The 24,459-nt window shown below is 67.4% G+C and carries 20 protein-coding genes; 9 read left to right on the plus strand and 11 right to left on the minus strand.

All coding sequences use genetic code 11. From position 1 onward, the window contains the following. Window positions 1-90: 90 nt before the first annotated feature. Entirely contained in the window at window positions 91-2,538 is a 2,448-nt protein-coding gene (locus ASE66_RS27735; protein ID WP_057192918.1) for a penicillin-binding protein 1A, read from the minus strand. 155 nt (window positions 2,539-2,693) lie between these two features. Next, window positions 2,694-3,905, minus strand: a complete 1,212-nt coding sequence (locus tag ASE66_RS27740) for an N-acetylmuramoyl-L-alanine amidase (RefSeq protein WP_200964644.1) — start codon at window positions 3,903-3,905, stop codon at window positions 2,694-2,696. A 696-nt stretch (window positions 3,906-4,601) separates the two neighbouring features. Here ASE66_RS27740 and ASE66_RS27745 point away from each other — a divergent pair. The 4 genes from ASE66_RS27745 (at window position 4,602) to ASE66_RS27760 (ending at window position 8,415) form a co-directional block, all read left to right on the plus strand. Further along, window positions 4,602-7,373, plus strand: coding sequence for an Rne/Rng family ribonuclease (locus tag ASE66_RS27745; protein WP_057192919.1), 2,772 nt, complete (start codon window positions 4,602-4,604; stop codon window positions 7,371-7,373). Between the two features lie 55 nt (window positions 7,374-7,428). Further along, the gene (locus ASE66_RS27750; RefSeq protein ID WP_057192920.1) at window positions 7,429-7,794 is read left to right on the plus strand and encodes a hypothetical protein; all 366 of its coding nucleotides are present in this window, start codon (window positions 7,429-7,431) and stop codon (window positions 7,792-7,794) included. Window positions 7,795-7,886: 92 nt separating this feature from the next. Beyond that, complete coding sequence (locus ASE66_RS33485) at window positions 7,887-8,144, plus strand: type II toxin-antitoxin system Phd/YefM family antitoxin (protein ID WP_057192921.1); 258 nt, start codon at window positions 7,887-7,889, stop codon at window positions 8,142-8,144. Then, entirely contained in the window at window positions 8,134-8,415 is a 282-nt protein-coding gene (locus tag ASE66_RS27760) for a type II toxin-antitoxin system RelE family toxin (RefSeq protein WP_057192922.1), read from the plus strand. The genes ASE66_RS33485 and ASE66_RS27760 overlap by 11 nt, the downstream gene beginning before the upstream one ends. 7 nt (window positions 8,416-8,422) lie before the next feature. Here ASE66_RS27760 and ASE66_RS27765 read toward each other — a convergent pair whose 3' ends face one another. The 5 genes from ASE66_RS27765 to ASE66_RS27785 form a co-directional block, all read right to left on the minus strand. Continuing rightward, window positions 8,423-10,708, minus strand: coding sequence for a mechanosensitive ion channel family protein (locus ASE66_RS27765; protein ID WP_082613774.1), 2,286 nt, complete (start codon window positions 10,706-10,708; stop codon window positions 8,423-8,425). Window positions 10,709-10,767: 59 nt separating this feature from the next. Next, window positions 10,768-11,958, minus strand: a complete 1,191-nt coding sequence (locus ASE66_RS27770) for a pyridoxal phosphate-dependent aminotransferase (RefSeq protein ID WP_082613827.1) — start codon at window positions 11,956-11,958, stop codon at window positions 10,768-10,770. A 64-nt stretch (window positions 11,959-12,022) separates the two neighbouring features. Continuing rightward, window positions 12,023-12,589, minus strand: coding sequence for an ImmA/IrrE family metallo-endopeptidase (locus ASE66_RS27775; RefSeq protein WP_057192924.1), 567 nt, complete (start codon window positions 12,587-12,589; stop codon window positions 12,023-12,025). Between the two features lie 61 nt (window positions 12,590-12,650). Then, the gene (locus tag ASE66_RS27780) at window positions 12,651-13,619 is read right to left on the minus strand and encodes a Gfo/Idh/MocA family protein (RefSeq protein ID WP_057192925.1); all 969 of its coding nucleotides are present in this window, start codon (window positions 13,617-13,619) and stop codon (window positions 12,651-12,653) included. A 58-nt stretch (window positions 13,620-13,677) separates the two neighbouring features. Continuing rightward, a complete protein-coding gene (locus tag ASE66_RS27785) occupies window positions 13,678-14,889 on the minus strand; it encodes a diguanylate cyclase (RefSeq protein WP_156412354.1) in 1,212 nt (403 codons plus the stop codon). A gap of 174 nt (window positions 14,890-15,063) precedes the next feature. Here ASE66_RS27785 and ASE66_RS27790 point away from each other — a divergent pair, with 174 nt between their 5' ends. Beyond that, window positions 15,064-15,984 carry a MerR family transcriptional regulator gene (locus ASE66_RS27790; protein WP_057192927.1) on the plus strand — a complete coding sequence of 307 codons (921 nt, stop codon included), beginning with the start codon at window positions 15,064-15,066 and terminating at the stop codon, window positions 15,982-15,984. A gap of 89 nt (window positions 15,985-16,073) precedes the next feature. Then, window positions 16,074-16,739, plus strand: a complete 666-nt coding sequence (gene tenA, locus ASE66_RS27795; protein ID WP_057192928.1) for a thiaminase II — start codon at window positions 16,074-16,076, stop codon at window positions 16,737-16,739. A gap of 137 nt (window positions 16,740-16,876) precedes the next feature. Here tenA and ASE66_RS27800 read toward each other — a convergent pair whose 3' ends face one another. From ASE66_RS27800 to ASE66_RS27815, 4 genes are all read right to left on the minus strand, one after another. Then, window positions 16,877-17,812, minus strand: a complete 936-nt coding sequence (locus tag ASE66_RS27800; protein ID WP_057192929.1) for a serine hydrolase — start codon at window positions 17,810-17,812, stop codon at window positions 16,877-16,879. A gap of 36 nt (window positions 17,813-17,848) precedes the next feature. Further along, complete coding sequence (locus tag ASE66_RS27805; RefSeq protein ID WP_057193471.1) at window positions 17,849-18,661, minus strand: ABC transporter permease; 813 nt, start codon at window positions 18,659-18,661, stop codon at window positions 17,849-17,851. Window positions 18,662-18,665: 4 nt separating this feature from the next. Beyond that, window positions 18,666-19,601 (minus strand): ABC transporter permease, encoded by a 936-nt coding sequence (locus ASE66_RS27810; protein WP_057192930.1) that lies wholly within the window; start codon window positions 19,599-19,601, stop codon window positions 18,666-18,668. 146 nt (window positions 19,602-19,747) lie between these two features. After that, on the minus strand, window positions 19,748-21,274 hold the full coding sequence (locus ASE66_RS27815; RefSeq protein ID WP_057193472.1) for an ABC transporter substrate-binding protein: 1,527 nt from the start codon (window positions 21,272-21,274) through the stop codon (window positions 19,748-19,750). A 120-nt stretch (window positions 21,275-21,394) separates the two neighbouring features. Here ASE66_RS27815 and ASE66_RS27820 point away from each other — a divergent pair, with 120 nt between their 5' ends. The 3 genes from ASE66_RS27820 to ASE66_RS27830 all read left to right on the plus strand — a co-directional run bounded on the left by ASE66_RS27820 (window position 21,395) and on the right by ASE66_RS27830 (window position 24,414). Next, window positions 21,395-22,270 carry a LysR family transcriptional regulator gene (locus ASE66_RS27820; protein WP_057192931.1) on the plus strand — a complete coding sequence of 292 codons (876 nt, stop codon included), beginning with the start codon at window positions 21,395-21,397 and terminating at the stop codon, window positions 22,268-22,270. Then, a complete protein-coding gene (locus ASE66_RS27825) occupies window positions 22,267-23,154 on the plus strand; it encodes a LysR family transcriptional regulator (protein WP_057192932.1) in 888 nt (295 codons plus the stop codon). The genes ASE66_RS27820 and ASE66_RS27825 overlap by 4 nt, the downstream gene beginning before the upstream one ends. Window positions 23,155-23,259: 105 nt before the next feature. Further along, a complete protein-coding gene (locus ASE66_RS27830; RefSeq protein ID WP_156412355.1) occupies window positions 23,260-24,414 on the plus strand; it encodes a LacI family DNA-binding transcriptional regulator in 1,155 nt (384 codons plus the stop codon). The last annotated feature ends 45 nt before the right edge of the window (window positions 24,415-24,459 follow it).

The following is a 24,459-nucleotide window of genomic DNA, read 5'->3' on the forward strand; positions in this document are numbered from 1 at the left end:
CCGCGATCCGGTTGCCGCGTGCCAGTTCCGCCCGCAGGATATCCCGCAGAGGCGCGGCGAGCGCCGCCGCCTTGGCGGGAATGGGAGGGCTCAGTAGAGCCCGCCCGTGCCGGAGCCGACCGAGCGGCCGCCTGCAGGCGCCACGCTCATCGCGCCACCGCTGCCGTCGGATGCGCCGATCACCGAATAGCTGTCCGGCGGCGCCGTGCCCGGCTTGAACGCCTCAAGGATGCCGCCCTCGCCGCCGGCGCGCATGCCGGTGCGGGGATCGACGCGGATCAGCTTGATGCCGGGCGGCACGCGGAACGGCGTCGCCGGCTTCTCCTTCAGCGCGGCGGTCATGAAGTCGCGGAAGATCGGTGCCGCGTACTGGCCGGCGGTCGCCGAGTTGCCGAGCGATTTCGGCTTGTCGAAGCCCATATAGACGCCGACGGCGAGGTCAGGCGAGAAGCCGACGAACCAGACATCCTTGGCGTCGTTGGTGGTGCCGGTCTTGCCCGCGAGTGGCTTGCCGACCGACTTGACCACCTGCGCCGTGCCGGCGTTGACGACACCCTCCAGCATCGAGACCATCTGATAGGCGGTCAGCGGATCGAGCACCTGCTCGCGATTGTCGATCAGGCGCGGCTCACGCTGGTTGGCCCACTTGTCCGCCTCGCAGCCCTCGCAGGTGCGCTGGTCGTGCTTGAAGATCGTCGCGCCCCAGCGATCCTGGATGCGGTCGATCAGCGTCGGCCGGATGCGCTTGCCGCCATTGGCGAGCATCGAGTAGGCCGCAGTCATGCGCATGACCGTGGTCTCGCCGGCGCCGAGCGACATCGAGAGCACCGGCAGCATGTCGTCATAGATGCCGAAGCGGCGGGCATATTCCGCGATCAGCGGCATGCCGACATCCTTGGCGAGACGCACCGTCATCAGGTTCTTCGAGAACTGGATGCCGTAACGCAGCGTCCGCGGTCCGGTGAACTTGCCGTCGTAATTGCTCGGCGTCCACATGCCCAGGCCGCCGCCCTGATCGACCTCGATCGGCGCGTCGAGCACGATGCTGGACGGGGTGTAGCCATTGTCCAGCGCCGTCGCATAGACGAAGGGCTTGAAGGACGACCCCGGCTGGCGCAACGCCTGCGTCGACCGGTTGAACTCGGACTGGTCGTGCGAGAAGCCGCCGACCATGGCGAGCACGCGGCCCGAGAACGGATCCATCACGGTGATCGCGCCGTTGACTTCCGGCATCTGGCGCAGGCGGACCTGGCCCGGCTTGCCGTCGATCGGCTCGACATAGACGACATCGCCGGGCGAGACCGCCTGCGAGACGCGGGTGCGCCGCGTCCAGCGGATGCCCTCGGCTCCGAGCGTCGCCGTCTCGCGCTCTGGCCTGAGCAGGCCGGAGGCCTCGCGGATCGGCTGCAGGCCGACGCGGGCGCTGTCGCCGGCAACGTCGAGCACGACGGCGAGGCGCCAGGGCTTGACGTCACCGAGAACCGGCAGCTCGCCCATGGCAAGGCCCCATTCGCGGCTCGCTGCATCGATCTTCTGGATCGCGCCGCGCCAGCCACGCGCCTCGTCGAAGCGCACGAGACCGTCGACCAGCGCCTTGCGCGCCATCAGCTGCATCTTGGGATCGACCGTGGCGCGGACCGAGAGACCACCCTCGAGCAGCTTCTTCTCGCCATAGCGGTCCTGCAGCTCGCGCCGGATCTCCTCGGCGAAATAGCCGGCGGCGATCTGGTTCGGCGAGACCGTGCGCGGATTGACGCCGAGCGGCTGCTTCTTGGCAGTCTCGGCATCGGGGCGCTTGATGAAGCCGTTCTCGGCCATCCGGTCGAGCACGTAGTTGCGGCGTTCGATCGCGCGTTCGCGGTTGCGGAACGGGTGCAGGTCGGTCGGCGCCTTCGGCAGCGCGGCGAGATAGGCCGCCTCCTGCGCGTTGAGCTCGTGCACCGACTTGCCGAAATAGTTCAGCGCCGCCGCGGCGACGCCGTAGCTGCCCTGCCCCGGCGCCGGCGCGCCGAGATAGATCTCGTTGAGATAGAGCTCGAGGATCTTGTCCTTCGAATAGGTCGCCTCGATGCGCAGCGCGATCAGCGCCTCGCGGATCTTGCGCTCGATGCTCTGCTCGGAGCCGACCAGGAAGTTCTTGGCCACCTGCTGGGTGATGGTCGAGGCGCCCTGCGGCCGGCGGCCGGAGCCGCGATTGCGGAAGTTCGAGATCGCGGCGCGGGCAAGGCCTTCGGGATCGACGCCGAAATGCTTGTAGAAATTCTTGTCCTCGGCCGAGAGGAAGGCGTCGATGATCAGCTTCGGCACCGCCTGGATCGGCAGATAGAGCCGGCGTTCCCTGGCGAACTCGGCGATCAGGCTGCCGTCTCCGGCATGGACGCGGCTCATCACCGGCGGCTCGTAATTCCGCAGCTGTGCCGAATCAGGCAGGTCCTTGGAGTAGTGCCAGATCACGCCGGCCGCACCCGCGACGCCGATGACGAACAGGATCGTGCCGGCAGCGAACGCCCATCCGAAAAGGCGCAGTATGAACCGCATCGAGAACTTTGACCTCGGCTAGCGGCAGTATCGGCGCCCTCCCCCTTTGGCGTCTCAACCTGCCCGGCTGATCTTCAACTCATCTCTATATCATGGCGGAGATGGCGGAACCGTGGCTTTGCGACCACAAATCGCCATGTTCGACCATTGCGCCGTCAAGGCTTGCTTTGCGCAGCCTTGCCCGGCGTCTGCAGGCGTTCGAAATACTGATCCACGGCCTGTTGGACCGCCGTCGCTGCCTGGTTGCGCCAGCCCTCGGAATTCAACAGCTCCGCATCCCGGGGGCTCGACATGTAACCGAGTTCGATCAGCACCGACGGCACGTCGGGGGCGGTCAATACGCGAAAACCCGCCGAACGCAACGGCACCTTGTGCATTTTGACCGAACCGCCGAGCTTATCGACCAGATTTCGCGCGAAGATCGTCGAGAAGCTGCGGGTCTCGCGCTTGGCTAGATCCATCAGGATGCCGGCGACATCCTGCACGTCCTCGCTAGAATCGAGACCGGCGACGGCATCGGCCTGGTTTTCCTTGGCCGCCAGCCGCGCCGCCTCGGCGTCGCTGGCGCGTTCGGAGCCGGTATAGATGGTCGCTCCACGCACGTCCTGCGCTTGCGCCAGCGAATCGGCGTGGATCGAGATGAAGAGATGTGCCTCGACGCCGCGTGCGATGCGGACGCGGTCGTTCAGCGAGATGAAGGTGTCGTCCGAGCGGGTCATGATCACCCGATAGTGCCCCTGCGCCTCGAGCTGCTCCTTCAGTCTCAGCCCGAAGGCCAGCACCACCGCCTTCTCGGCGATCGCCGCGACCTGCGTGCCGGGGTCGATGCCGCCATGGCCGGGATCGATCACCACGATCCGGCGCGAATCGCCTTCGGCCTTGCGCTCGACCGGAATGCTCGGCAGCTGCGTCTTCGCCGCCGCCTCGCGGGCGAGAGCGGCGAAGTCTTCGCGGCTCGTCCGCTTCAATTCGACGACGAGCTCGCCGAAGCCGCCGCGCACCGGCTTGACCGAAACACTCTCGACCACGGCCGGCTGGGCGAGATCGAGGATGATCCGGGCCCGGTCGGCCATGAACAGGCCGTAGCGGAAGCCGGAGACGAAGCCCGCCGACTTGCGGCCCTGCTTCGTTTCGACCTGGAAGTTGATCGACGGCAGCTCGACGATGACGCGGTCGGGCCCGGCCATGACCGAGGCGACCGCCGTCACCGGCCGGGACAGCGCCATGGTCAGCCGGACGGTATCGCCCTGGACCTCGAGCCGCGCATCGGTAGCGACCGGAAGATCGTTGCTGGCACGACCGGGCGAATTCGCTGCCGCGAGCGAGAGAGACGACAGGAGCAGTGCCGCACATGCGAAAAGCCGCAACGCCGGCGGGGCGATGCGGCGCGGGACGCCCCTGGCAGACAGGCGAAGCCGGTGAAGCAGGAGAAAGCTCCTCGATTCGCTGGTTCGACGCTTAACAAGGTTTAACCATAGCGTCGCCAATCGTTGACAACCCGTTACCATGCCCGGGCGACACCGGAAACCGCGCCCCGCCGATCACCCACCGTTAACGCGCTTGCAAAAATGCATCGCCTGTCTGTAATGGAGACGGTTGCATCGCGAAGGCTACCGCAGCGCGCAAGCCGGGTCCCTGATCCGCTGACGCCCTGCGAACTGGCCGAACGACCGGATCATCCCGATCCGTGCCGGCGCGAAGGCAGCCAGCAACGGAATCGTCCGCGGACGGGCTTGCGCCAGGCAGCAATCGGCGCCGGTATCCTTGTCCGCGAGCGTGTCAACGCGGTGCGCCCCGTCTTCGCGGCGTGCCGCAGGTCAAAGGTAAGATGTCGAGGCAAACGACGCCGCTTTCCCTTTCGGTGTTTCGTCGAAACCTCTCAGGTGGCGACGGGCTGTCCGCCTGCCGCGCCGCCCGCTTCCGTCGTCCTTCCTTGATCGAATTTTTCTCCCTGCAACATGCCGGCTTCAGCCGGTCGACGCGCGGCGCCCCTGCCCGCGGCCGCGGATTCACATCCGCAGCCCGGCGGATTGCCAAGGCCGCCGCGCCAATGGAATTGTCCCATGGCCAACAAGATGCTTATCGATGCCACCCACCCGGAAGAGACCCGGGTCGTGGTATCCCGCGGCTCGCGTATCGAAGAGTTTGATTTCGAATCAGCCAGCCGCAAGCCGCTCCGCGGCAATATCTATCTGGCGAAGGTGACGCGGGTGGAGCCTTCGCTCCAGGCCGCCTTCGTGGAGTATGGCGGCAACCGCCACGGCTTCCTCGCCTTCTCCGAGATTCATCCCGACTACTACCAGATCCCGGTCGCCGACCGGCAGGCCCTCCTCGCCGAGGAAGCCCGCGCCGAGCGCGAGGAAGAGCGCGACGAGGAGAAGCGCGAACGCCGCGGCCGTCGCGGTCGTCGCGATCGCGACGGCCGCGCCAAGCGCACCGCCGAGAGCGGTGAGACCGTCAGCGCCGACGTCGAGGCGTCCGCCGACGAGTCCCCCAACGGCCATGTCGAGACCGACGGCAAGGAAGCCGCGATGGTCAACGAGGGCGCTCCGGCCTTCGGCGAATTCTTCGCCCCGGCCGTCGCTGAATCCGACAGCGAGGACGTCGTCGAGAACGCCGCGCCGCTGACCTTCGAGACCAGCGAGGCCGCAGCTTCGGAGAATGGCGACGCTTCGGAGAATGGCGACGAGGCCCCCCGGGGCCGCCGCCGCTCGCAGGATGACGAGAACGGCGACGAGGAAAACGGCGGCGAGGACGCCCAGGAAGAGCCGGAGCAGCTCGGTGGTGGCGACGCCCTCGACGACATTGCCGAGCGGCCGCATCGCCATTCGCGCCGCCAGTACAAGATCCAGGAGGTGATCAAGCGCCGCCAGATCATCCTGGTCCAGGTCGTCAAGGAAGAGCGCGGCAACAAGGGCGCCGCCCTCACCACCTATCTCTCGCTCGCCGGCCGCTATTCCGTGCTGATGCCGAATACCGGCAAGGGCGGCGGCATCTCGCGCAAGATCACCAATGCCGAGGACCGCAAGCGCCTCAAGGAGATCGCCCAGGAGCTGGAGGTGCCGGAGGGGATGGGCATCATCCTGCGCACCGCAGGTGCTTCCCGCACCAAGCCCGAGATCAGGCGCGACTATGAATACCTGATGCGGATGTGGGAGAGCGTGCGCGAGCTGACGCTCGGCTCGGTCGCCCCCGCGCTCGTCTATGAGGAGGGCAACCTCGTCAAGCGCTCGATCCGCGACCTCTACAACAAGGACATCGACGAGGTTCACGTCGCCGGCGAGAGCGCCTATCGCGAGGCGAAGGACTTCATGCGCATGCTCATGCCGAGCCAGGCCAAGAGCGTGAAGCCCTATCGCGAGCAGACGCCGCTCTTCGCCGCCTTCGGCGTCGAGAGCCAGCTCGACGCGATGTTCTCGAACACGGTAACGTTGAAGTCGGGCGGCTACATCGTCATCAACCAGACAGAGGCGCTGGTCGCGATCGACATCAACTCCGGGCGCTCGACCCGCGAGCACAACATCGAGGATACCGCCCTCAAGACCAATATCGAAGCGGCGGAGGAAATCTCCCGCCAGCTGCGCCTGCGCGACCTTGCCGGCCTCATCGTGATCGACTTCATCGACATGGAGGAGAACCGCAACAATCGCGCTGTCGAGAAGAAGCTCAAGGACTGCCTGAAGAACGACCGCGCCCGCATCCAGGTCGGCCGCATCTCGGCTTTCGGCCTGCTGGAGATGTCGCGCCAGCGCATCCGCACCGGCGTGCTCGAGAGTTCCTCGGTGCCGTGCCCGCACTGCGCCGGCGCCGGCCTCGTCCGCTCGACATCCTCGATCGCGCTGCAGATCCTGCGCGCGCTCGAGGAGGCGCTGATCAAGAGCGCCTCGCATAATCTCGAGGTCCGCACCCGGCCGGAGGTCGCGCTTTACGTGCTCAACCAGAAGCGCGCCCATCTGCGCGACCTGGAGGAGCGCTTCAACATCGCGATCATCATCTCGGCCGACGCGGCCCTGCTCGGCACCCGCTATTTCGAGGTCGAGCGCGGCGAGTTCGTCGGCAACGAGAACCGCGTCGTTCCGGTCTCCAGCATGCGCGCCGAGGCGATCATCGACGAGCCCGAGGACGAGGACGAGGACATCGTCGAGATCGAAGTCGAGGCGGAGAGCGAGGAGGCCGATGGCGAGACCGAGGCTGCTCCGCGCGCCGCCGCTGAGGGCGAAAGCCAGGAGAGCCGCGATGGCCGTCGCCGTCGCCGCCGTCGGCGCCGTCGGCGCGGTGGTGAGCGTGACGGGCAGGACCAACACGCCGAAGGCGCTGCCGACGGGGCAGAAGACCAGGATGAAGCTGAGGATGGCGACGACGAGTCCGGCGATGCGACGCCGGTCGCAGCCGCTGCTCCCGTCGAGGAAGCCGTCTCTCCCGTAAGCGAGACCGCCGCCGAGCCGGAGGCGGATGCCAAGCCGAAGCGCGCCCGCCGCAGCCGCAGCAAGAAGGCCGAGGCGGAAGTCGAGGCTGCGCCTGCCGAGGTCGCCAAGGCTGCCGACACGACCGCCGAGGTCGTCGCCGAGCCGGCCGAGAAGCCCAAGCGCAGCCGCTCGCGCAAGAAGGTCGTGCCGATCACCGAGGACGGCATCGCCGCCGCTCCGGCCGAGGTCGCGCCCGCTCCCGAGCCGGCCGTGCCTGAAACCAAGGCAGCCCCGCTCCCGGAGCCGGCCGCTGAAGAGGCGCCTGCTCCACGCGTGGTCGAGGAGCCCGTCGCGGTCGTGCTGACGCCGCCGGATCCGGATCGACCCAAGCGCGGCGGCTGGTGGAACAAGCTGGCCGGACGCAAGTAGAAATCAGGGCCGTCGCGAGCGATCGCGGCGGCCTTTTTCATGATGGAGAGGAAGAATGCGGCCGCCGCGAAGCCGTGAGCGACTGCTGATAAGGGCGATCGCCTGCGCCGGTCTGATCGGGCTGGCCTGGCTCGCCCAGCAGGCGATCGGCTGGATCGGTGTCGGCCTCATCGGCCTGTTCACCCTCTTCGTCGCGGTGCGCTACGAGTTGGAGGGCAACCTGCCGGTCGGCCCGCAGATGACACCGGACCTCTACGCCAGCCAGTTCGGCAAGCACGGCCCCGAGCATGCGGCAGAACGTGCCGGCCGGCGCCATGAATGGGCAGGCCAGCTCTCGGCCGCCCGCCTCGCCGCCGGCCTGGGCGCCTTGCTGGCGCTGGTCGGCTTCGGTTTCTTCTTCATGCTGGAATTCGGGCAGTAGCGGTCGACGCTCCTCTATCGGCTTTGGTTGGTATTGATTTTGGTACCGATTTTCGTACCATACTATCCACTGAAACATCCGGAGAGGCCACGGTGAAGTCTGCGCTCCAGCGTGTCGAGGCCGGCCTGGCGGTCAGTGTATCGGACCTCAAGAAAAGCCCGTCGGCGGTCATGGACAAGGCCGACGGTTCGACGGTTGCGATCCTGAATCACAACCGGATCATGGCCTATATGGTGCCGGCGAAGACTTTCGAGGCCATGTTGGAGCGCCTCGACGATCTCGCTCTCGTGGAGATCTCCAAGTCACGGGCGGATGAACGCGGCGTCGCGCTGACGCTTGATGAGCTATAGGCTCGAGTTCCTGCCATCGGCGCTGAAGGAATGGCGCAAGCTCGGCACCACGATCCGCGAGCAGTTCGTCAAGAAGCTGAAGGAGCGGCTCGAACAGCCACATGTGCCAGGTGACGCGCTGCACGGCATGGCGCGCCATTACAAGATCAGGCTGCGGCAGGCCGGCTATCGCTTGGTCTACCGCGTCGATGACGACGTGCTGATTGTCACCCTCGTTGCTGTCGGCAAACGCGAGCGGTCGGAAGTGTACCGCACAGCGAAGAAGCGTTGACGTCCCCTCACTCCGCCGCCGGCGCGAGCGCGGTCGGCGGCGGCACGGCCGCGATAGCCGCGGCGGCGCTCTTGCCGGCCCCCTCCTTCACCGTGACCGCATTGGAGGCGAACGGCACCTCAGCCTCGTTCAGCCCGCGATAGACCCGCTTCAGTGCCTCGCGCTGCAGCATCGAGGCCTGGTTCGGCTTGCCGGTGAACTTCAGCCTGATCACGACAGCCGAATCGGTGATGTCGGCGACGCCCTGCATCTTGAGCTGGGTGATGAAATGCGGCCCGTATTCCGGATCCTCCAGCAGCGTCGCCCCGATCTTCTTGATCGTCTTGCGCGCCTTCTCGATATCGGCGGAATGGTCGAGGCGGACGTTGAACTTCACCGTCGCCCAGTCGCGGCTGGCATTGGTCAGCGACTGCACCTGGCCAAACGGGACGGTATGGATCTGTCCGCTCTGGTGGCGCAGTTGCATCGAGCGCAGCGAGATCTTCTCGACCGTACCCTTGAGCCGACCGGTATCGACATATTCGCCGACACGGAAGGCGTCCTCGAGCATGAAGAAGAATCCGGAGACGATGTCGCGCACCAGCGCCTGCGAACCGAAGGAAATAGCGAGGCCGAGGATGCTGAAGGCCGCCAGCAGCGGGCCGATGTCGACGCCGAGGCGCGACAGCAGGACGAGCCCGGTCAGGCCGAACACGGCGGTGAGCACCACGCCGCGCAAGATCGGCATCACGGTCGCCAGCCGTGACGGCACATGGTCGTGCGCAACCGCATCCTCATCGGCCGGACCGGCTGCGGCCGGGTGCGGCGCATAGGCGTCGAAGAAGCTGCGCAGGAAGACGATCGCGACCCAGCCGCCGAAGGCGAGCACGGCGACGCCGCCTGCCTGGCGCATCAGCACGGCGAACTGATCGGAGCTGACGCCGAACAGGAAGCCGGCCCAGAGCCGCGCCAACAGATAGAAGCCGCCGGCCCAGATCGCACCGCCCGCCGCAGCGCGCAAGGCATGGCCGATCGCGAGCGAGAGCGGCGCCGTCTCGCCCATCGCGGCCGCATGCGCCTGCCGGCAGGCCATCAGGCTGGTGATGCCGACGGCCAGAATCGGCGCCAGCACGATGATGAACTGCGTCAGTGCAGCAGCCTCCGCCCAGCGCCCGCCGCCTTCCATCATCGCCGCCGCATTGCCGACCATCCAGATCAAGACGGCAAGAGCGGCATAGAGCCAGCCGGCGGTGTGAGCGATCACGCGCCGGAACGGCCCCGGCTCATGCGCGGAATGGAGAATGAGCGCGGCAAGGTCGTGCCGCGCATCGATGAACCACCAGACCTTGAGCAAGGTCGAGGCGATGCCGACCAGAGCGAAGAGACCGACGACGGCTGCGGGACCGGTGGCATGCTGGATCGACACCGTCGCCGTCAGTACGACGGGCGTGAGGATGCCGAAGAAGACCAGGAATTTGAAAGCCCGCTCGGCCCGCGGCAGCGGCATGACCCGACGTTCCGGGGCGCCGGGAGCGAGCAGGAAGCGTCCGAGGATCAGATATGCGGCGCCGATGGTGAGGCCGTTGGCGATCGTGCGCAGCACCATGTGGGCGAGGTCCGGCTCGGGTAACCAGACCACGCGGACCGCATGCAGCACTGCGAGCCAGAGCCCAAGCGTCGCCAAGTCCTGCAGCAGGCCCCAGGAGGACGCGATCAGACGCGGCGTGAACTCGGGCCCCTGCGGCCGGAGCCGGCGTGCGAACCAGGCTGCGGTCACCAGGCGGTACAGCCCGGCGATGGCGAGCGCGAGCGCGAGGCCAAGGACGAGCCGCCAGCCGGCGGAGCCTCCGCTGGCGCCGTTGCGGTTCTGTCCCCAGGCGCGGCTCCAGGCTTCCGGGAGCTGGCTCAGGCGCGGCACCGCGCCGAGACCCTCTACCGCCCCATCGACGAAATGATCCCAGAACACCTCGACCGGCGTTTCGCCCTCGGCCTGGGTCTGGGCCTTGCTCGAAGGTGGGACGGTGCCGGCAGCGGCCGGTGCGGATGCGGTCGCTGCTGCAGCGGTCGGTGCTGCAGCGGTCCTGGGCTCGTCCTTGCCGGCGAGCCGGACCTCGACCCTGCGTCCCCCGGTCGACAGGGCATCGACCAGTCTGCGCACCGCCTCGGGTGTTTCATCGCCGCGCAATGTCAGCACCGGCGAGGAGTCAGGTTGGGCCTGCTGCGCCGCGACTGGCCCCGTGCTGGCGGCAACGCCGGCCAACAGCGCCGCCGCGCACAACGCCATGGCTTTCAGCCAGTTCCGCATTGCAACCATGTCCTGCCCCCAAGCCGGATCAGATTGAGTCTACCACTTCGCGTTGGCAAGCGCTCGTCTCAGCGCGTCTTCAGCCAGCGCCCCAGGCGCGCCACCGCCTCCTCGCATTCGGTCAGCGAGCCGGCGAAGGAGAGCCGAACCGTCCGCGCTCCCCGCTCTTCGTCGAAATCGAGTCCGGGCGTGATCGCAACGCCGGCATTCTCAAGAGCATCGCGGCAGAAAGCCATGGAATCATTCGAATATCGACCGATGTCGAGATAGATGTAAAAGGCGCCGTCTACGGGCAGGAAATCGCCGAGCCCGATCTCCGGCAGCGCCTTCAGCAGATAGGCGCGGTTTTCCGCATAGCCGGCCTTGATCGCTTCGCACTCCTCGATCGCATCGAAGGCGGCCTCGCCCGCGACCTGGCTCAGCATCGGCACCGAGATCGAGAAATTCTGCTGGAGCCGCTCGATCACACGCACCAGCCGCTCCGGCACCACCAGCCAGCCGACGCGCCAGCCGGTCATGCAGTAGTACTTGGAGAAGGAGTTGACGACGATCGCGTCCGGATCGGCGGCGAGCGCCGTGGTCGCCGGCCGCTCATAGGTCAGGCCGTGATAGATTTCGTCGGAGATGTACCAGAGCCCGAGCCGCCGGCACTCGGTCGCGACGGCAGCGATCGCCTCCGGCGTCATCACCACGCCGGTCGGATTGGCCGGGCTCATCGTCAGCACGCCGGCGAGCGGCTTCTCGGCATGCGCCCTGGCGATCAGCTCCGGTGTCAGCGCGTAACGTGTCTCCGGCCCGACCGGGATCGCGACCGGCTCGAGTCCGAGCGCGATCAGGATGTTGCGATAGGCCGGATAGCCCGGAGCCGTGATAGCGATGCGCGCACCCGGCTCGAAGCAGGCGAGGAAGCTGAGGATGAAACCGCCGGAGGAGCCGGTCGTCACGACGACGCGCTCAGCCGGCACCTCGACGCCGTAAGTGTCGCGGTAATGCTGCGCGATCCGGGCCCGGAGCGAGCCGATGCCCAGCGCCTGGGTATAGCCGATCCGGCCATGCTCCAGCGCCCGCGCCGCAGCGGCCCGGATGCTCGCCGGCGTCGCCGCCGAAGGCTGACCGACCTCCATATGGACGACCGATCCGCCACGCCGCTCGATCGCCTCGGCCGCGTTCATCACGTCCATGACGATGAAGGGCGAGACGCCCTGCGCCCGCTGGGCGGGCTTCGGCGCCGGCGGCAGGCCGGTAGCGGCGATGGTCATGATAGCCTCGATGATCGTCACGTTACCCGAGCCATGCCTTGCGCACGCGCCGACCGCAAGCGGCTCAAATGTCGAGCCCGGCCTGTCGCAATAACAGGGTCCGCGCGCTCTCGCCGGATCTCAGCTCGCTATGGCGCACGATCGCGGCGCTCATGCTGACGCGGTAGTGCTTGCTCAGCGCGGTCGCATCGAGCAGGCGCACCGCCGGCGTGTCCGGGATCAGGAAGGCGGCCGCATAGCGCCGCGCCTGATACTCCATCGACCGGAGCTTCGCCGAGACGCGCTCGGCCCGGCCGCCGGCCGGCGCGCGATTCAGATGGCCTTCGTGGCCCAGCAAGGCATGGCCGACCTCGTGCGCCAGCGTCATCAACGCCCTGCCCTCGCCACGCCTGGCCGCCTGGAACACGCTTTCCGGAATGAGCAGGCGCTTTTCTCGCGAATCCCATTGCGCCTCGGCCTCGCCGAGCGAGCCGTCGGCCACGCGCTCATGCGAGAATTCCGGATAACGCGCCGCGAGCCTCTCCAACAGCGTCAGGGCGTCGATGGGCTCGTCATCATGGAAGCCGAACCCGCGCCGGTGCGCCAGCGCACGGGCGTCGATCTGCACGTCGGTGAGGAAGGCATGGCGCATCGGCAGGCCTCCTGAGCCCGCCGATCATAGACCTCGCGCCATGTCGCCTCAATGAAGGCGTCTAGCTCGCCAGGATCGCCTCGACGATCTCCTGCACGTTCAGCGCCTCCTCCAGCGTCGCCAGCTGATGCGTCTCTCCGCGCGCCAGCCTGGCGACGCCTTCGAGCTGTCGTTTCAGCGCGACCGGACGCGCCTCGAGCTGGGTCAGCGCATCGGGAGCGCGCTGCCAGGAGCCGTCCGGCTGGCGCTGCTCCGCCAACGACCAGTCGCAGAGCCGGAGCGCGCCGCCCTCGCCTTCCAGCATCCAGATGTTGTGGTCGTCCTTTTGCGTCGTGCCGACGCTGCCGGTGAGCGTCACCGGGATGTCGCCCGCCATCAATTGCGCCTCGATCCGGCGTTCCGACTTGCCTGGTTCCGGGAAGGAGACACTCGCCTGCAGGCCGTGCAATCTCCCGCCGAGCCGGCGGCTGAGGAACAGGAAGTGCGAGACGACCTCACGGGTGAAGCCGCCCTGCTCGCGCCGGTCGAGCCAGCCCGCCGCATCGGCCTGCCAGGAGCGCGGCCAGGTGGCGAAGGCGACCTCGATCGTGATCCGCCGACCACCGCCGACGCCTCCGGCCGCAACCCAATCCTGCAATTGCGCGACGGCCGGCGAGGAGGCGAAGGGAAAGTTGACCGCGCCGCGCCCGCCGGCCTCGGCCACGAAGGCGCGGGAATCGGCGACGTCGATCGCCAGCGGCTTCTCGCAGAACACGCTCCTGCCGGCGGCGAGCGCAACGCGGGCATGGCCGAGATGGGAGGCCGGCGGCGAAGCGATGTAGACGCAGTCGCTCGCTGCGATCACCGCGGCCGCGTCGGCCATCTGCGCGACCTGCGGCAGCTCGCCGGCGATCCGCGCCATCGCCTCGGCCGACGGGTCCCAGATCCCGGCGGCACTGACCAGCTCGGGCGACTGCGCCAGGATCGCGCGCAGCATGCGCTCGCCCATGATGCCGGCGCCGATCAGGCCGATGGAAACGGGTGCGGACATGGAGGCTCTCTTTCAGTCGCAAGACGAGTGCCGCATAGCAGCTCGGGTGCGCGCCAGGCTAGCCCGCGAGGCGCTCGCTGCCCTCGCCGAGCTCGACGCGGTTGCGGCCCGAGGCCTTGCCGGCATAGAGCGCCGCATCGGCGCGCCGGTAGAGATCGGCGGCCGCCTCCTGCCCATCGAAAGCGGCCGCGCCCATGCTGACGGTGATGAATTGCGCCGTCGGCGAGGCCGCGTGCTCGATTCCGAGCTCGGCGATCGCCTGCGCGACCCGTTGCAGCCGCTCCTGCGCCTTCTCCGGCGTGGTGTCGTAGAGCAGCAGCCCGAACTCCTCGCCGCCGAGCCGCCCGACCATGTCCATCGGCGGGCGCAGCTTGCTGTCGATGGCGCGGGCGATCAAGACCAGCGCGATGTCGCCGGCCTGGTGGCCGTAGCGGTCGTTATAGCGCTTGAAATGATCGACATCGAGCACCGCGAACACCACCGGCACCCGGTCTCGCCGCGCCTGCAGCAGCGCTATCGCGACATGCTCCTCGAAGCCGCGCCGATTGGCGATGCCGGTCAGCGCATCCGACATCGCCCGGTTGTGCAGCATGCGCCGCAGCAGGAACTGGTCGCGCTCGGCCCGCTCGCGCAGCCAGGCGCCGACGGCGCTGACCAGCACGGCGAAGAGCGTCAGGATCGATAGCCGCATATGCTCGGCGAACTGGGCCGGCTCGAGCATCACGAAGCCGAGGCCGGTGGTGAACAGGCCAATGAACAGGGCGACGCCGAGGCTCTGCACGAAGGTCAGGCCGACCGGCAGGAAGACGGCGGCGATGATGACGAGCTGGGCGATGTCGGCCTGCGGCAGGCCGCGCAGCTTGAAGACATTGGCAATATAGGCGCTGGTGACGCCGATCAGCCCCAGCGCCAGCATCGAGAGCCGATGGTAGGCGCGCGGCAGCCGGCGCGCCGCCAGCACCACGAGCAAGGCGAGGATCACCCCGAGCGCCGACAGCCGCAGCGCGACCGCCAGGACGATATCGGGCTCGCCGGCAAGCAGCGCCGTCATGCCGTGCAGGCGCGTGAGGTCGAAGCCGATGAAGGTCAGCCAGATGCCGAGCGCGGTGATGACGCAGACGAGCGTGCTGTTGCGCTGGGCCGAGCGCATGTGCAGCCGGTATTCGCGCTCCAGCGTCGGCGCGAAGCGAAGCCCGTCCAGGCGACGCGGCCCGGCGGCACCGTCCGGCGCATCGTGTTCGGCTGTCTGGTCGTGGCGAGGGGTGTGCACGCGCGCGACAATGGCCGCGACTGGCTAACGCTGCTTTGACGCCGACGCCCCGCTGCACAGCTTTTGCCGGACAGGGTTTCCCCTGCCTTGCCGCGATCGGTCGCATTCGAACGATGCGCCGCGGCCTTCATGGCCACTTGACCCTCCACCAGATGGAGACGCTAGGACGGCGCCATGACCCCGACCGACCAACGCTACACCATCGGCGAACTCGCCCGCCTCTGCGGCGTGCCCGTGCGGCGCATCCGCTTCTATTCCGACAAGGGGCTGCTACCGCCGGCGACCCGCACCATGGCGAACTACCGCGTCTATTCGAACGCCGATGCGGCACGGCTCGACCTGATCCAGGCGCTGCGCGCCATGGGCACGAGCCTTGCCGCGATCGGCGGCATCCTCGCCCGCCAGGGCTCGCTCGCCGAGCTCTTGCAACTGCGCCTCTCGGCGCTCGAAGCCGAGATCGCCGGCAAGCGCCGCATCGCCGCGACCCTGCGTGCCGCGCTGCGTCATCCCGAACCCACCGCCGAGGACCTCAGGAGACTCTGGACCATGACCAGCCTGTCCAATGCCGACATGCGCAACCTGACCGGGCGCTTCTACGACAAGGTCACCGGCGACAGGATGAACCCCGACTGGCGCCAGAAGGCGCTCGAGGCCGGGACGCCCGAACTGCCCGATGATCCGACACCGGAGCAGATCGACGCCTTCGCCGCGCTCAGGGCGATGCTGTCGGACGAGACGGTCATCGCCCAGGCCAAGGCCGATGCCGAGCTGATGTGGACGCGAGATTTCGACCCGGCCGCCTATCACGCCGCCGCCGAGCGCATCTTTGCCGAGGTTCGCAAGGCGATCGCGGCTGGCGAAGCTCCCGGTTCGGAGGCCGGCCGCGTCATCGCCCGCGACTGGCTGGACGCCTCGGGCAGGGCAATGAAGCGCGAGCCGGACGATAGCTTCCGCGCCTGGCATCTCGACCAGTACCGCCGGCACCACGACCGCTCTCTGCGCTACCAGCAGCTGCTCGCAACCTTGCGCGGCGAGGATGCGCCCGGCCGTGAATGGTGGTGGATCAACGAGGCAATGACGGCGCTCGTGCTGTGACGTAAGGACGCCGCGCACCGGCCGCGGCTTCCCCCAGTCGCCAGCCGCGCTAAGACTCCCCCGGCGATCTGAGTCGCGAGAGGAAGAGCGTGGACATCTTCGACAGGTTGAAGGCCGCCGCGGCGGCGGATTGGGATTCTTACGTCGAGCACGGCTTCGTCCGGCAGATGGGCGACGGCTCGCTGCCCGAAGGGGCTTTTCGGACCTATCTCGTCCAAGACTATCTCTTCCTGATCCAGTTCGCCCGCGCCTATGCGCTCGCGGCCTATAAGAGCCGCAACCTCACCGACATGCGCGCCGCCAAGGCAGGCTTGTCGGCGATCCTCGACCTCGAAATGGACCTGCATGTCCGGCTCTGCGGCCGCTGGGGCCTATCGCCGGAACAGCTGGAGGCTGCGCCCGAGCACCAGGCGACGGTCGCCTATACCCGCTTCGTGCTCGATTGCGGCGTCTCCGGCGACCTGCTCGACCTGCATGTCGCGCTCGCGCCCTGCATCGTCGGCTATGCCGAGATCGCCGCCCGGCTCAAAGCCGATCTCGGTCCGGCACTCGAAGGCCATCCCTATCGCGACTGGATCGGCGAATATGCCGGCGAGCCCTATCAGCAGGTCGCCCGCGACGCCCGCCGCCATCTCGACACCCTCGCGGCCCGGGCGATGACCGAAGCGCGCTTCAGCGAACTCGCCGCCCTGTTCGGCCAGGCCTCCAGGCTGGAGGCCGATTTCTGGCAGATGGGACTGGCGGCGGCGGAGTAGTCTCACCGAGGAGGTAATCGCCTCGGGAGCCTCTTTCTGAAAGGTCTGACTATCCCCAGCCGAAGAAATCGGACGGGCTGCCGGAAGGCAGTCGGCTTCTTTGGGACCGTCAGGTCACTCCAGAGCTGCAGGCGGCATCATTGGCCTCCCTGCGCGAGGGTCGATAGTTCTGTTGCGGCCAGCGCACCGATTCCGGGGAGGAAGCGCTCGTCCTCCGCAATGGCCTCGCCCTGGGTGAAGACGGTGAGCTGGAATTCCTGGCCCTGCGGCAGGATCGCACGTAGCGCGTCATGCCGGCGGAAGGAGGCGCGGTCGTCGCCGAGCCAGCGCGTGCGCCCCGCCTTGGACCAGATCTGGGTGCCCGGCGGCAAGGTGTCGCCGAGATAGCCAAGCAGCTGATAGGCACCCCGGTCACGGTCGGGATCGTTGGCGTCTCGGGCGAGATGGTCGCAGACGACGGCACGGCGCGCCGGCGACAACAGGGCGGAGTCGCTGAAGATCTCGTGGATCAGCCGCGCCATCGCGATCGGCGTCAGGCAGTTATGTCCGGCTGCCGAGCGGTCGAGCGCGACCTTCTCCCGCCCGTAGCGCAGATCGTCCATCAGCTTCTGGTTGAGGTTGATGCCGGCGAGTTCCGGCCAGCCCAGCTCGGCGAAGATCCGGTTGATCTCCTCGCGGCGCTCGCACCACGCGCTCATGTCCCTGTCGTCCAACAAGGTGTCGCCGGTCGTGCCCGTGATCAGGTCGATGATGTAGTTGGTCGCCGAGTTGGACGACCACAGGATCATGTCGCGCATGGCGCGGTCGAGCTCGTCGTGGGCAGCCAGCCGCCCCTGCTCGAGCCATAGCTGCGCGGCGACGAGATGGAACACCTTCACCAGCGAGCAGGGATAGGCGCGCCAGTTCGCCCGCAATGCCGCGCCTGGGGGCTTGCCGCCCTCGTTCCCCGGCTGCGTCAGCACATAGGCGAACTGCTTGAAGGGGATGTCGCGCGCGGCATAGATCGGGGCGGCGTAGGCCTCGATCAGCGCACCGATCCGCTGGAGTTCGGCATTCTCGGTGAAGAAGCTCATGGCCGTCTCGCGATACAGGGCGGAAGGGAAGGCGCGTCAGCCCTTGGGGCGGAGCGCGGTGTCTAGGCCCTCGCCGATCAGGGCGAAGGCCACGCCGGTGTAGATGATGGCCAGGCCGGGAGCGGTCGCGATCCACCAGGCGTCGAACAGGAACTGGCGTCCGTCGGCGATCATCAGCCCCCATTCCGGTGTCGGCGGCTGGATGCCGAGACCGAGGAAAGACAGCGAGGTAACCGCCAGGATCGTCAGCACGACGTCGGCCATGGCGAAGACGATCGCAGGCGTGACCGCATTGGGCAGGATGTGCGCCGTGATGATGCGGCTATCGGTCGAGCCGAAGCTGCGTGCCGCCTGCACATATTCGAGTTCGCGCAGCACCAGCACCTCGCCACGGGTGATGCGCGCGAAGGAGATCCAGTTCACCAGCAGGAAGGCGAGATAGAGATTGGCCTCGCCCGGGCCGAGCACGCCGACGATGGCGATCACCAGAACATGGAAAGGGAAGGCCCAGAAGATGTCGGTGATACGCATGATCACGGTATCGACCCGCCCGCCGACGAAGCCCGAAAGCGCGCCGATCGCGATGCCGAGGATGGCGGGCGCGGCGACGCAGACCAGCGCGACCCGCAGGTCGACCAGCCCCCCGGCCATCACGCGCGAGACGACGTCGCGGCCGAGATCGTCCGTGCCGAGCCAGTGTTTCGCCGAGGGCGGCTGCAGCGTGTTGCCGTAGTCGACCAGGAAGGGGTCGTGCGGCGTCCAGACCTGCCCGAGGCCGACGAACAGGCACAGCAGCAGGAGCATGGCGAGGCCGACGAGGAGCGTCGGATCGAGGCGGAGCTTGCTCATCGCGTCAGTCCAGCCGAATGCGCGGATCGGCCAGCGCATAGGCGATGTCAGTCGCAAGATTGATCAGGACGACCAGCACGGCGAAGACGATGGTCAGCCCCTGGATCATCGGGTAGTCGCGGGCGAAGATCGACTCGACGAAGAGCGAGCCCAGCCCCGGCAGGGCGAAAACAGTCTCGATCACCACCGTCCCGCCGATGACCCAGCTCGTATGAGCGCCGAGCACCGAGATCGAGCTGATCAGCGCATTCGGCAGCACATGGACGCGCATGGTACGGCTGGTCGCGTTGCCCTTGGCGCGAGCCGTCGTGACATAGTCCGAGCCGAGCACGTTGAGGATGCCGCTGCGCAGGCTGCGGATCGTCAGCGAGGCCGTCGCCAGCGCGATGACGAAGGCGGGCAAGGTCAGATGGTGCAGGCGCGAGAGGAAGCCCGTGCCGTAGCCCGAGGTCGGAAACAGCGGCACCCAGATGGCGAGGACGACGACGAGCACGAGCCCGAGCCAGAAGGAGGGAATCGCGAGCAGCACCGTGAAGACGAGCTTGATCAGGATGTCGGGTGCGCGGTCGCGCCGGACCGCCGACCACAGCGCCAGCGGGATTGTCAGCACCACCGCGATCGCAGTCGAATAGGCGACGAGCCACAGCGTCGCCGGCAGGCGCTCCAGCACCAACGAGATCACCGGCTGGCCGTAGACGACCGAGCGCCCGAGGCTGCCGGAGAGGATGTCGCTGAGGAAGAGCAGGTATTGGCGCCACAGCGGCAGGTCGAGCCCGAGCCGCTGCTTCATCGCCGCGATCTCCTCCGCGCCGCCGCGTGCGCCGAGAAGCAGCGTCGCCGGATCTCCCGGCAACGCCCGCAGCAGGAAGAAGCAGGCCAGCGTGATGCCGAACAGCACCGGGACGAGCTGGACGAACCGCTTGAGAATGTAAGTCAGCATGGGAATGGGCCGGAGCGCAGGGCGGGCCTAGATCATCGCGCGTCCGAACGGGCGCGACCACAATGATCAATCGCATTGTTTTAGCATCGGATTCTTCCGAAAAGTGGACTCCACCTTTCGGTCCGATGCCATGGGCCGCCCCCTCCTCACTTCAGCTTGACGTCTTCGAGGCGGAAATTGCCGGTCGGCAGCACCTCGAAGCCGCTGACAGTGCTGCGATGCGCGTAAGGAGTGCCGGGGTAGAACAGGAAGATCGAGGGCGCGCCCTCATGGGAGAGCTTCACCATCTCCTTGAACATCGCGCCGCGTTCGGGCCCGTCCTTGGTCGCGCGCTCCTTCTCGTAGAGTTCGTTGACGCGCTCGTTCTTCCACTCGGTGTGGTAGGCGTTGGCGCGCTCCGGGTTGACGATCAGGAAGCCGGCCATCTGGTCGGGGTCGATCGTGTCGCTGGAGGCGTAGGAGACGGCCATCTCGTAGTCTCCGGCCTTGGTGGTCGACCAGTGCGTGCCGCCTTCGGCAAGGCGGATCTCGGCCGTGACGCCGATCTGTGCGAGCGCGCTCTGCAGCGCCTGGCTGACCTGGCGGTGCAACGGTCGGCCCGAATGCACCAGGAGCGAGGTCTTGAAGCCCTCGGCATAGCCGGCCTCCTTGAGCAGCGCCTTGGCCTTGGCGATGTCGTGCGCATAGGGCTTCAGCTCGGGATCGGCATAAGCCATCAGCGGCATCGGCGAGTTCGCCACCTTGCCGGCGCCGTAGAGCAGCGCCTTGACCAGCCCCTCCTTGTCGATGGCGTAGTTCAGCGCCTGGCGGACACGGACATCGTCGAAGGGCTTCTTCTTGGTGTTCAGCAGCACGAAATCGGTGCGCAGCACATTGGCGACGGCGGTGTTGACGGTACCGGCGCGGCCGAGGCTCTGCATCTGGTTCAGCGGGATCTCGAGGGCGGCATCGATCTCGCCGGCCTGCAGCTTCAACACGCGGCTGTTGCCTTCGGGCAGGACGAGAATCTCGGCGCCGTCGAGGCTCGGCTTGCCAGCCTGCCAGTAATGCACGTTCTTCTTCAGCGAGAGCGCCTGGCCCTTATTCCAGGCCGCGACGGCGAAGGGACCGGAGCCGAGCGGCTTCTCGAAGAATTTGTCCGGCGCCGCCTCGAACGCCTTCTGGGGCAGGATCGCCGAGGAGAACAAAGCGAGGTTGTTGAGCAGCGGCGTGAACACGGTCTTGAGCTTGAGCACGACGGTGCGCTCGTCGGGCGTCTCGATCGCATTGATCCCGGCGAAGAAGCGCTTCCAGCTCGACGCATCGCTGCCGGCCCGCTTCAGCGAGAAGGCGACGTCGGCTGCGGTGACCGGCGTGCCGTCCGAGAACTTCGCCGCCCTGAGCTTGAAGGTATAGGTCAGGCCGTCATCGCTGACCGTCCAGCTCTCGGCGAGGCCAGGCTCCAGCTTGGTGGCATCGGTGCTGGGGCGCAGCAGGGTGTCGTAGATCAGGAGTTGGGCATGGATCGACGGATTGTCGCTCGTCGCGATCGGGTCGAGCGAGACGAGGTCCTGTGTCTGCGCCAACTTGAGAACGCCCTGCGCAAAGGCGCTGGAAGGTGCGACGGTGAGGGCCGGGCCGAGCAGGGAAAGCGCGAGCGCGGCACCCGACACCATGGAACGGAAAGTAGTCATGGAGATCCCCTGATCTTGGCCGCTCTGCCTCGGCGGCGGCAGCTTGCAACCCTCCATGCGCATGCCTAGTCTCGCAAATGAAACATTCGGCAAGATTGTCAACCAAGTGGAATAGGAAGAATGAGGCTGGGCGCGCTGCAGGTGATCGATGCCTTCGTCCGGCTCGGCGGCACCGGTGAAGCGGCACAAGGGCTGGGCGTCAGCCAGTCTGCCGTGATCAAGTCGTTGCACCTGGCGGAAACAGAGCTCGACCTCAGCCTTGTCGCAATCGTCCAGGGGCGGCTGACCCCGACGCCCGAGGCACTTGAGTTGAGCCGGCTCGCACGTCCAGCCTTCGGCGCGTTGCGCCGGGCGCATCATGAAGCCGACATGATCCGCGTCGGCATGGCCGATCGCCTGCGGATCGCGACCGTGCCCGGCCTGGCGCACAGCATCCTGCCGCCCGCCATCGCCAGCGCGCGCCGCGACCTCGGCGATCGGGCCGCCGTCGAAGTGATGTTCGACCATGTCCGCGATCACCTCAGCGCCAACGAAGTCGATCTCGCGATCTCCTACGGCCCGATGGCGACAGAAGGGTTGCTGGATATCGTCCTGCGCAGCAGTCCGCTTGTCTGCGTGCTCGACGAGGCTCATCCGCTCGCCGCCCATGACAAGCTGTCGCGCGAGGCCCTCGAAGGCCAGCGCCTGATCAGCTACGGACCCGACGGCATCAGCCTGGCCGACAGCTTTCAGGACGCACTGGGCCGGATCGGCCTGTCAGACCAGATCGCGATCACCGTCCGCCATACGGACAGCGCCTGCCATCTGGCGCGCGAGGGCGTCGGCATCGCCATCGTCGACGGCTTCGTCATCAGCAGCAGCCTGACGCAAGGGCTGGCGGTCCGTCCGCTCGACGAGAGCCCCCTTGTCACGGCCTTCGCTCATCATCGCGACGGCGCGCCGCTCGACCATGCCGCGCGGATCCTGCTGGAGCATCTCGTGGGAGCAGGCGGATGAAGGCATTGACGCCATCCCACGCGACGGTCCTGCGCGCCGTCGACCGTTGCGGCACCACCGTCGAGGCCGCGCGGCAGCTTCATCTGACGCAGTCGGCCGTCAGCAAGATCATCGCCCGCAGCGAATCGGCCCTCGGCGTCCCGGTCTTCGATCGCCGCGACGGCCGCCTCGTCCTGTGTTCCGAAGCTCACGGCCTGATGTCGGCGCTGGGCCATGTCGAGGACGAATGGCGCACCTTGCGCGGAGCCGTCGGCGACGTGCGCTCCGGGCGCGCCCTGCCACTGCGGATCGCATCGACGCCCAGCATCGGCCAGGGGCTCATAGCGCAGGCGATCCGGCGGCTGGTGACGGACTATCCGCAGGCCCGCATCGAGCTAATCATGGGCGACGCGCCGACGGAGCTGTCGAAGGGCGCCGCCGATCTCGGCGTGATGTTCTCGCCCCGCGTCACCGACGACATCGCCCTGACGCCCTTCGCGCAGGCCTCGATCATCGCCCTGGTGCGCGAGGACGATCCGCTGGCGCGCCGCGGCCGAGTCAGCTTGCCTGAGCTCCGGAGCCATCGGCTGATCTGCTTCGATCGCGAGAAATCGCCGCTGGGCTGGCTGATCGCGCGCGCCCATGAGCAGGCTGGCCTCGACTATGCCCCCTTCATGACCGTGCCCTACAGCATTTCCGCCGCCCATCTACTGGCGCGCCAGGGCGATGTCATCCTGATCGACAGCCTGCTGACCCAGGCCCAGCGCTTCGAGGGGCTTGTGAGGCTGGATGTGACGCCGGAACTGCCGATCACCATCTGCCTCATGACGGTCCGGAGCCGGCCTTTGACCCGGCTCGCGGCTCGCTTCGTCGAGATACTCGTAAGAGATCGGAAGCCCAGCTAACAGACTGGTTCGTTACCCAGGTCGCCGCATTGAGCTCTGCAGGTGCTCCGTTGCGCCACTTGTGGACATCGGACAATCGCCGAGAGCAGACCCTCAGAACGACGCTTGCTAGGTAGCTCGCGCCCTGTTAAACGTTTAACTGTAAAACGTTTAACAGGCCGAATGGTGGATAGTCGACGGATAACGATCCGGGATGTCGCGAGCCGCGCAGGGGTGTCCATCGCGACGGTCTCGAATGTCTTCAGCGGCAACAAGCCGGTGAACGATGATCTGCGCGAACGTGTTCTGCAGGCCGCCAAGGAACTGGCGTACCAGGTGGATCGGGCGGCATCGCAGCTGCGCTCGGGCCAGGCCCGCGTTGTGGGCGTCCTGGTTCCTGATCTCGATGACGTCTTTTTCACCTCGCTCGTCTCGCGACTGGAGCTCCTGGCGCAGGCCGACGGCTACGACATCGTCGTAGCGAGCTCCCGCGACGATGTCGGCCTCGAGCAGTCGCGCTTGAGCACCTTGCTCGCCTGGCGCCCGTCAGGCCTCATCGTGGTGCCCTGCTCCGACGAGGTGCCGCAAGCCCTCGCCATCGAAATCGGGCGGCTGCCGATCGTCTTCGCCGACCGTGTCCACCCGGGAGGCTCGGTCGTCGACACGGTCGCGATCGACAACCGCGAAGCCGGGGAGATCGCAGCGCGCCATCTCCTGGCACTGGGGCATCGCGACTTCGTCATCGCCGCCTCCAGCCTCGCGATCTCGCCGATCCGCGAGCGCGTCCGCGGGGCTGGCGACCTGATCCGTGAGACGGCCGGTTGCGCAGTGACGGTGATCGAGCTCGGATCCGTCGCCGAGCACGGTGCCGAGCTCTTTCGGAACTGGCTCGAGCGGCATCCGCAGCCGAAGGCGGTGATCGCACTGACCAACGTCACGACGCTGAGCGCGCTGTCTGCGCTGGCCCGCCTGAAGATCGATATTCCCGAGCCCGTTTCGGTGGTCGGCTTCGACGATTACCCGTGGATGAGCGCCCGCAAGACGGGGCTGACCGCGATCCGGCAGCCAATCGTCGAGCTTGCCGCGGCGACATGGCAGCGCCTGCGTGCGCGCATGGCGGGCGACAGCGCGCCGGCGCAAACCATCGTGCTGCAGACCAGCCTGCAGGTGCGCGACTCCGTGCGCGACCTCACCGCCGCGACGGATCGGGGGAATACCCGCGCGCCCGATCTGCTTGCGAGCCCAGAGAGACCGGCCGCTGCGCTCAAGGCGGTGCACTGACGAAGACCGACTGCGGACGCCCAGCGTCCGAGCCACCGGGCCGAC

The sequence above is a fragment of the Allobosea sp. Root483D1 genome (assembly GCF_001429505.1).
Taxonomy (GTDB): Bacteria; Pseudomonadota; Alphaproteobacteria; order Rhizobiales; family Beijerinckiaceae; genus Allobosea.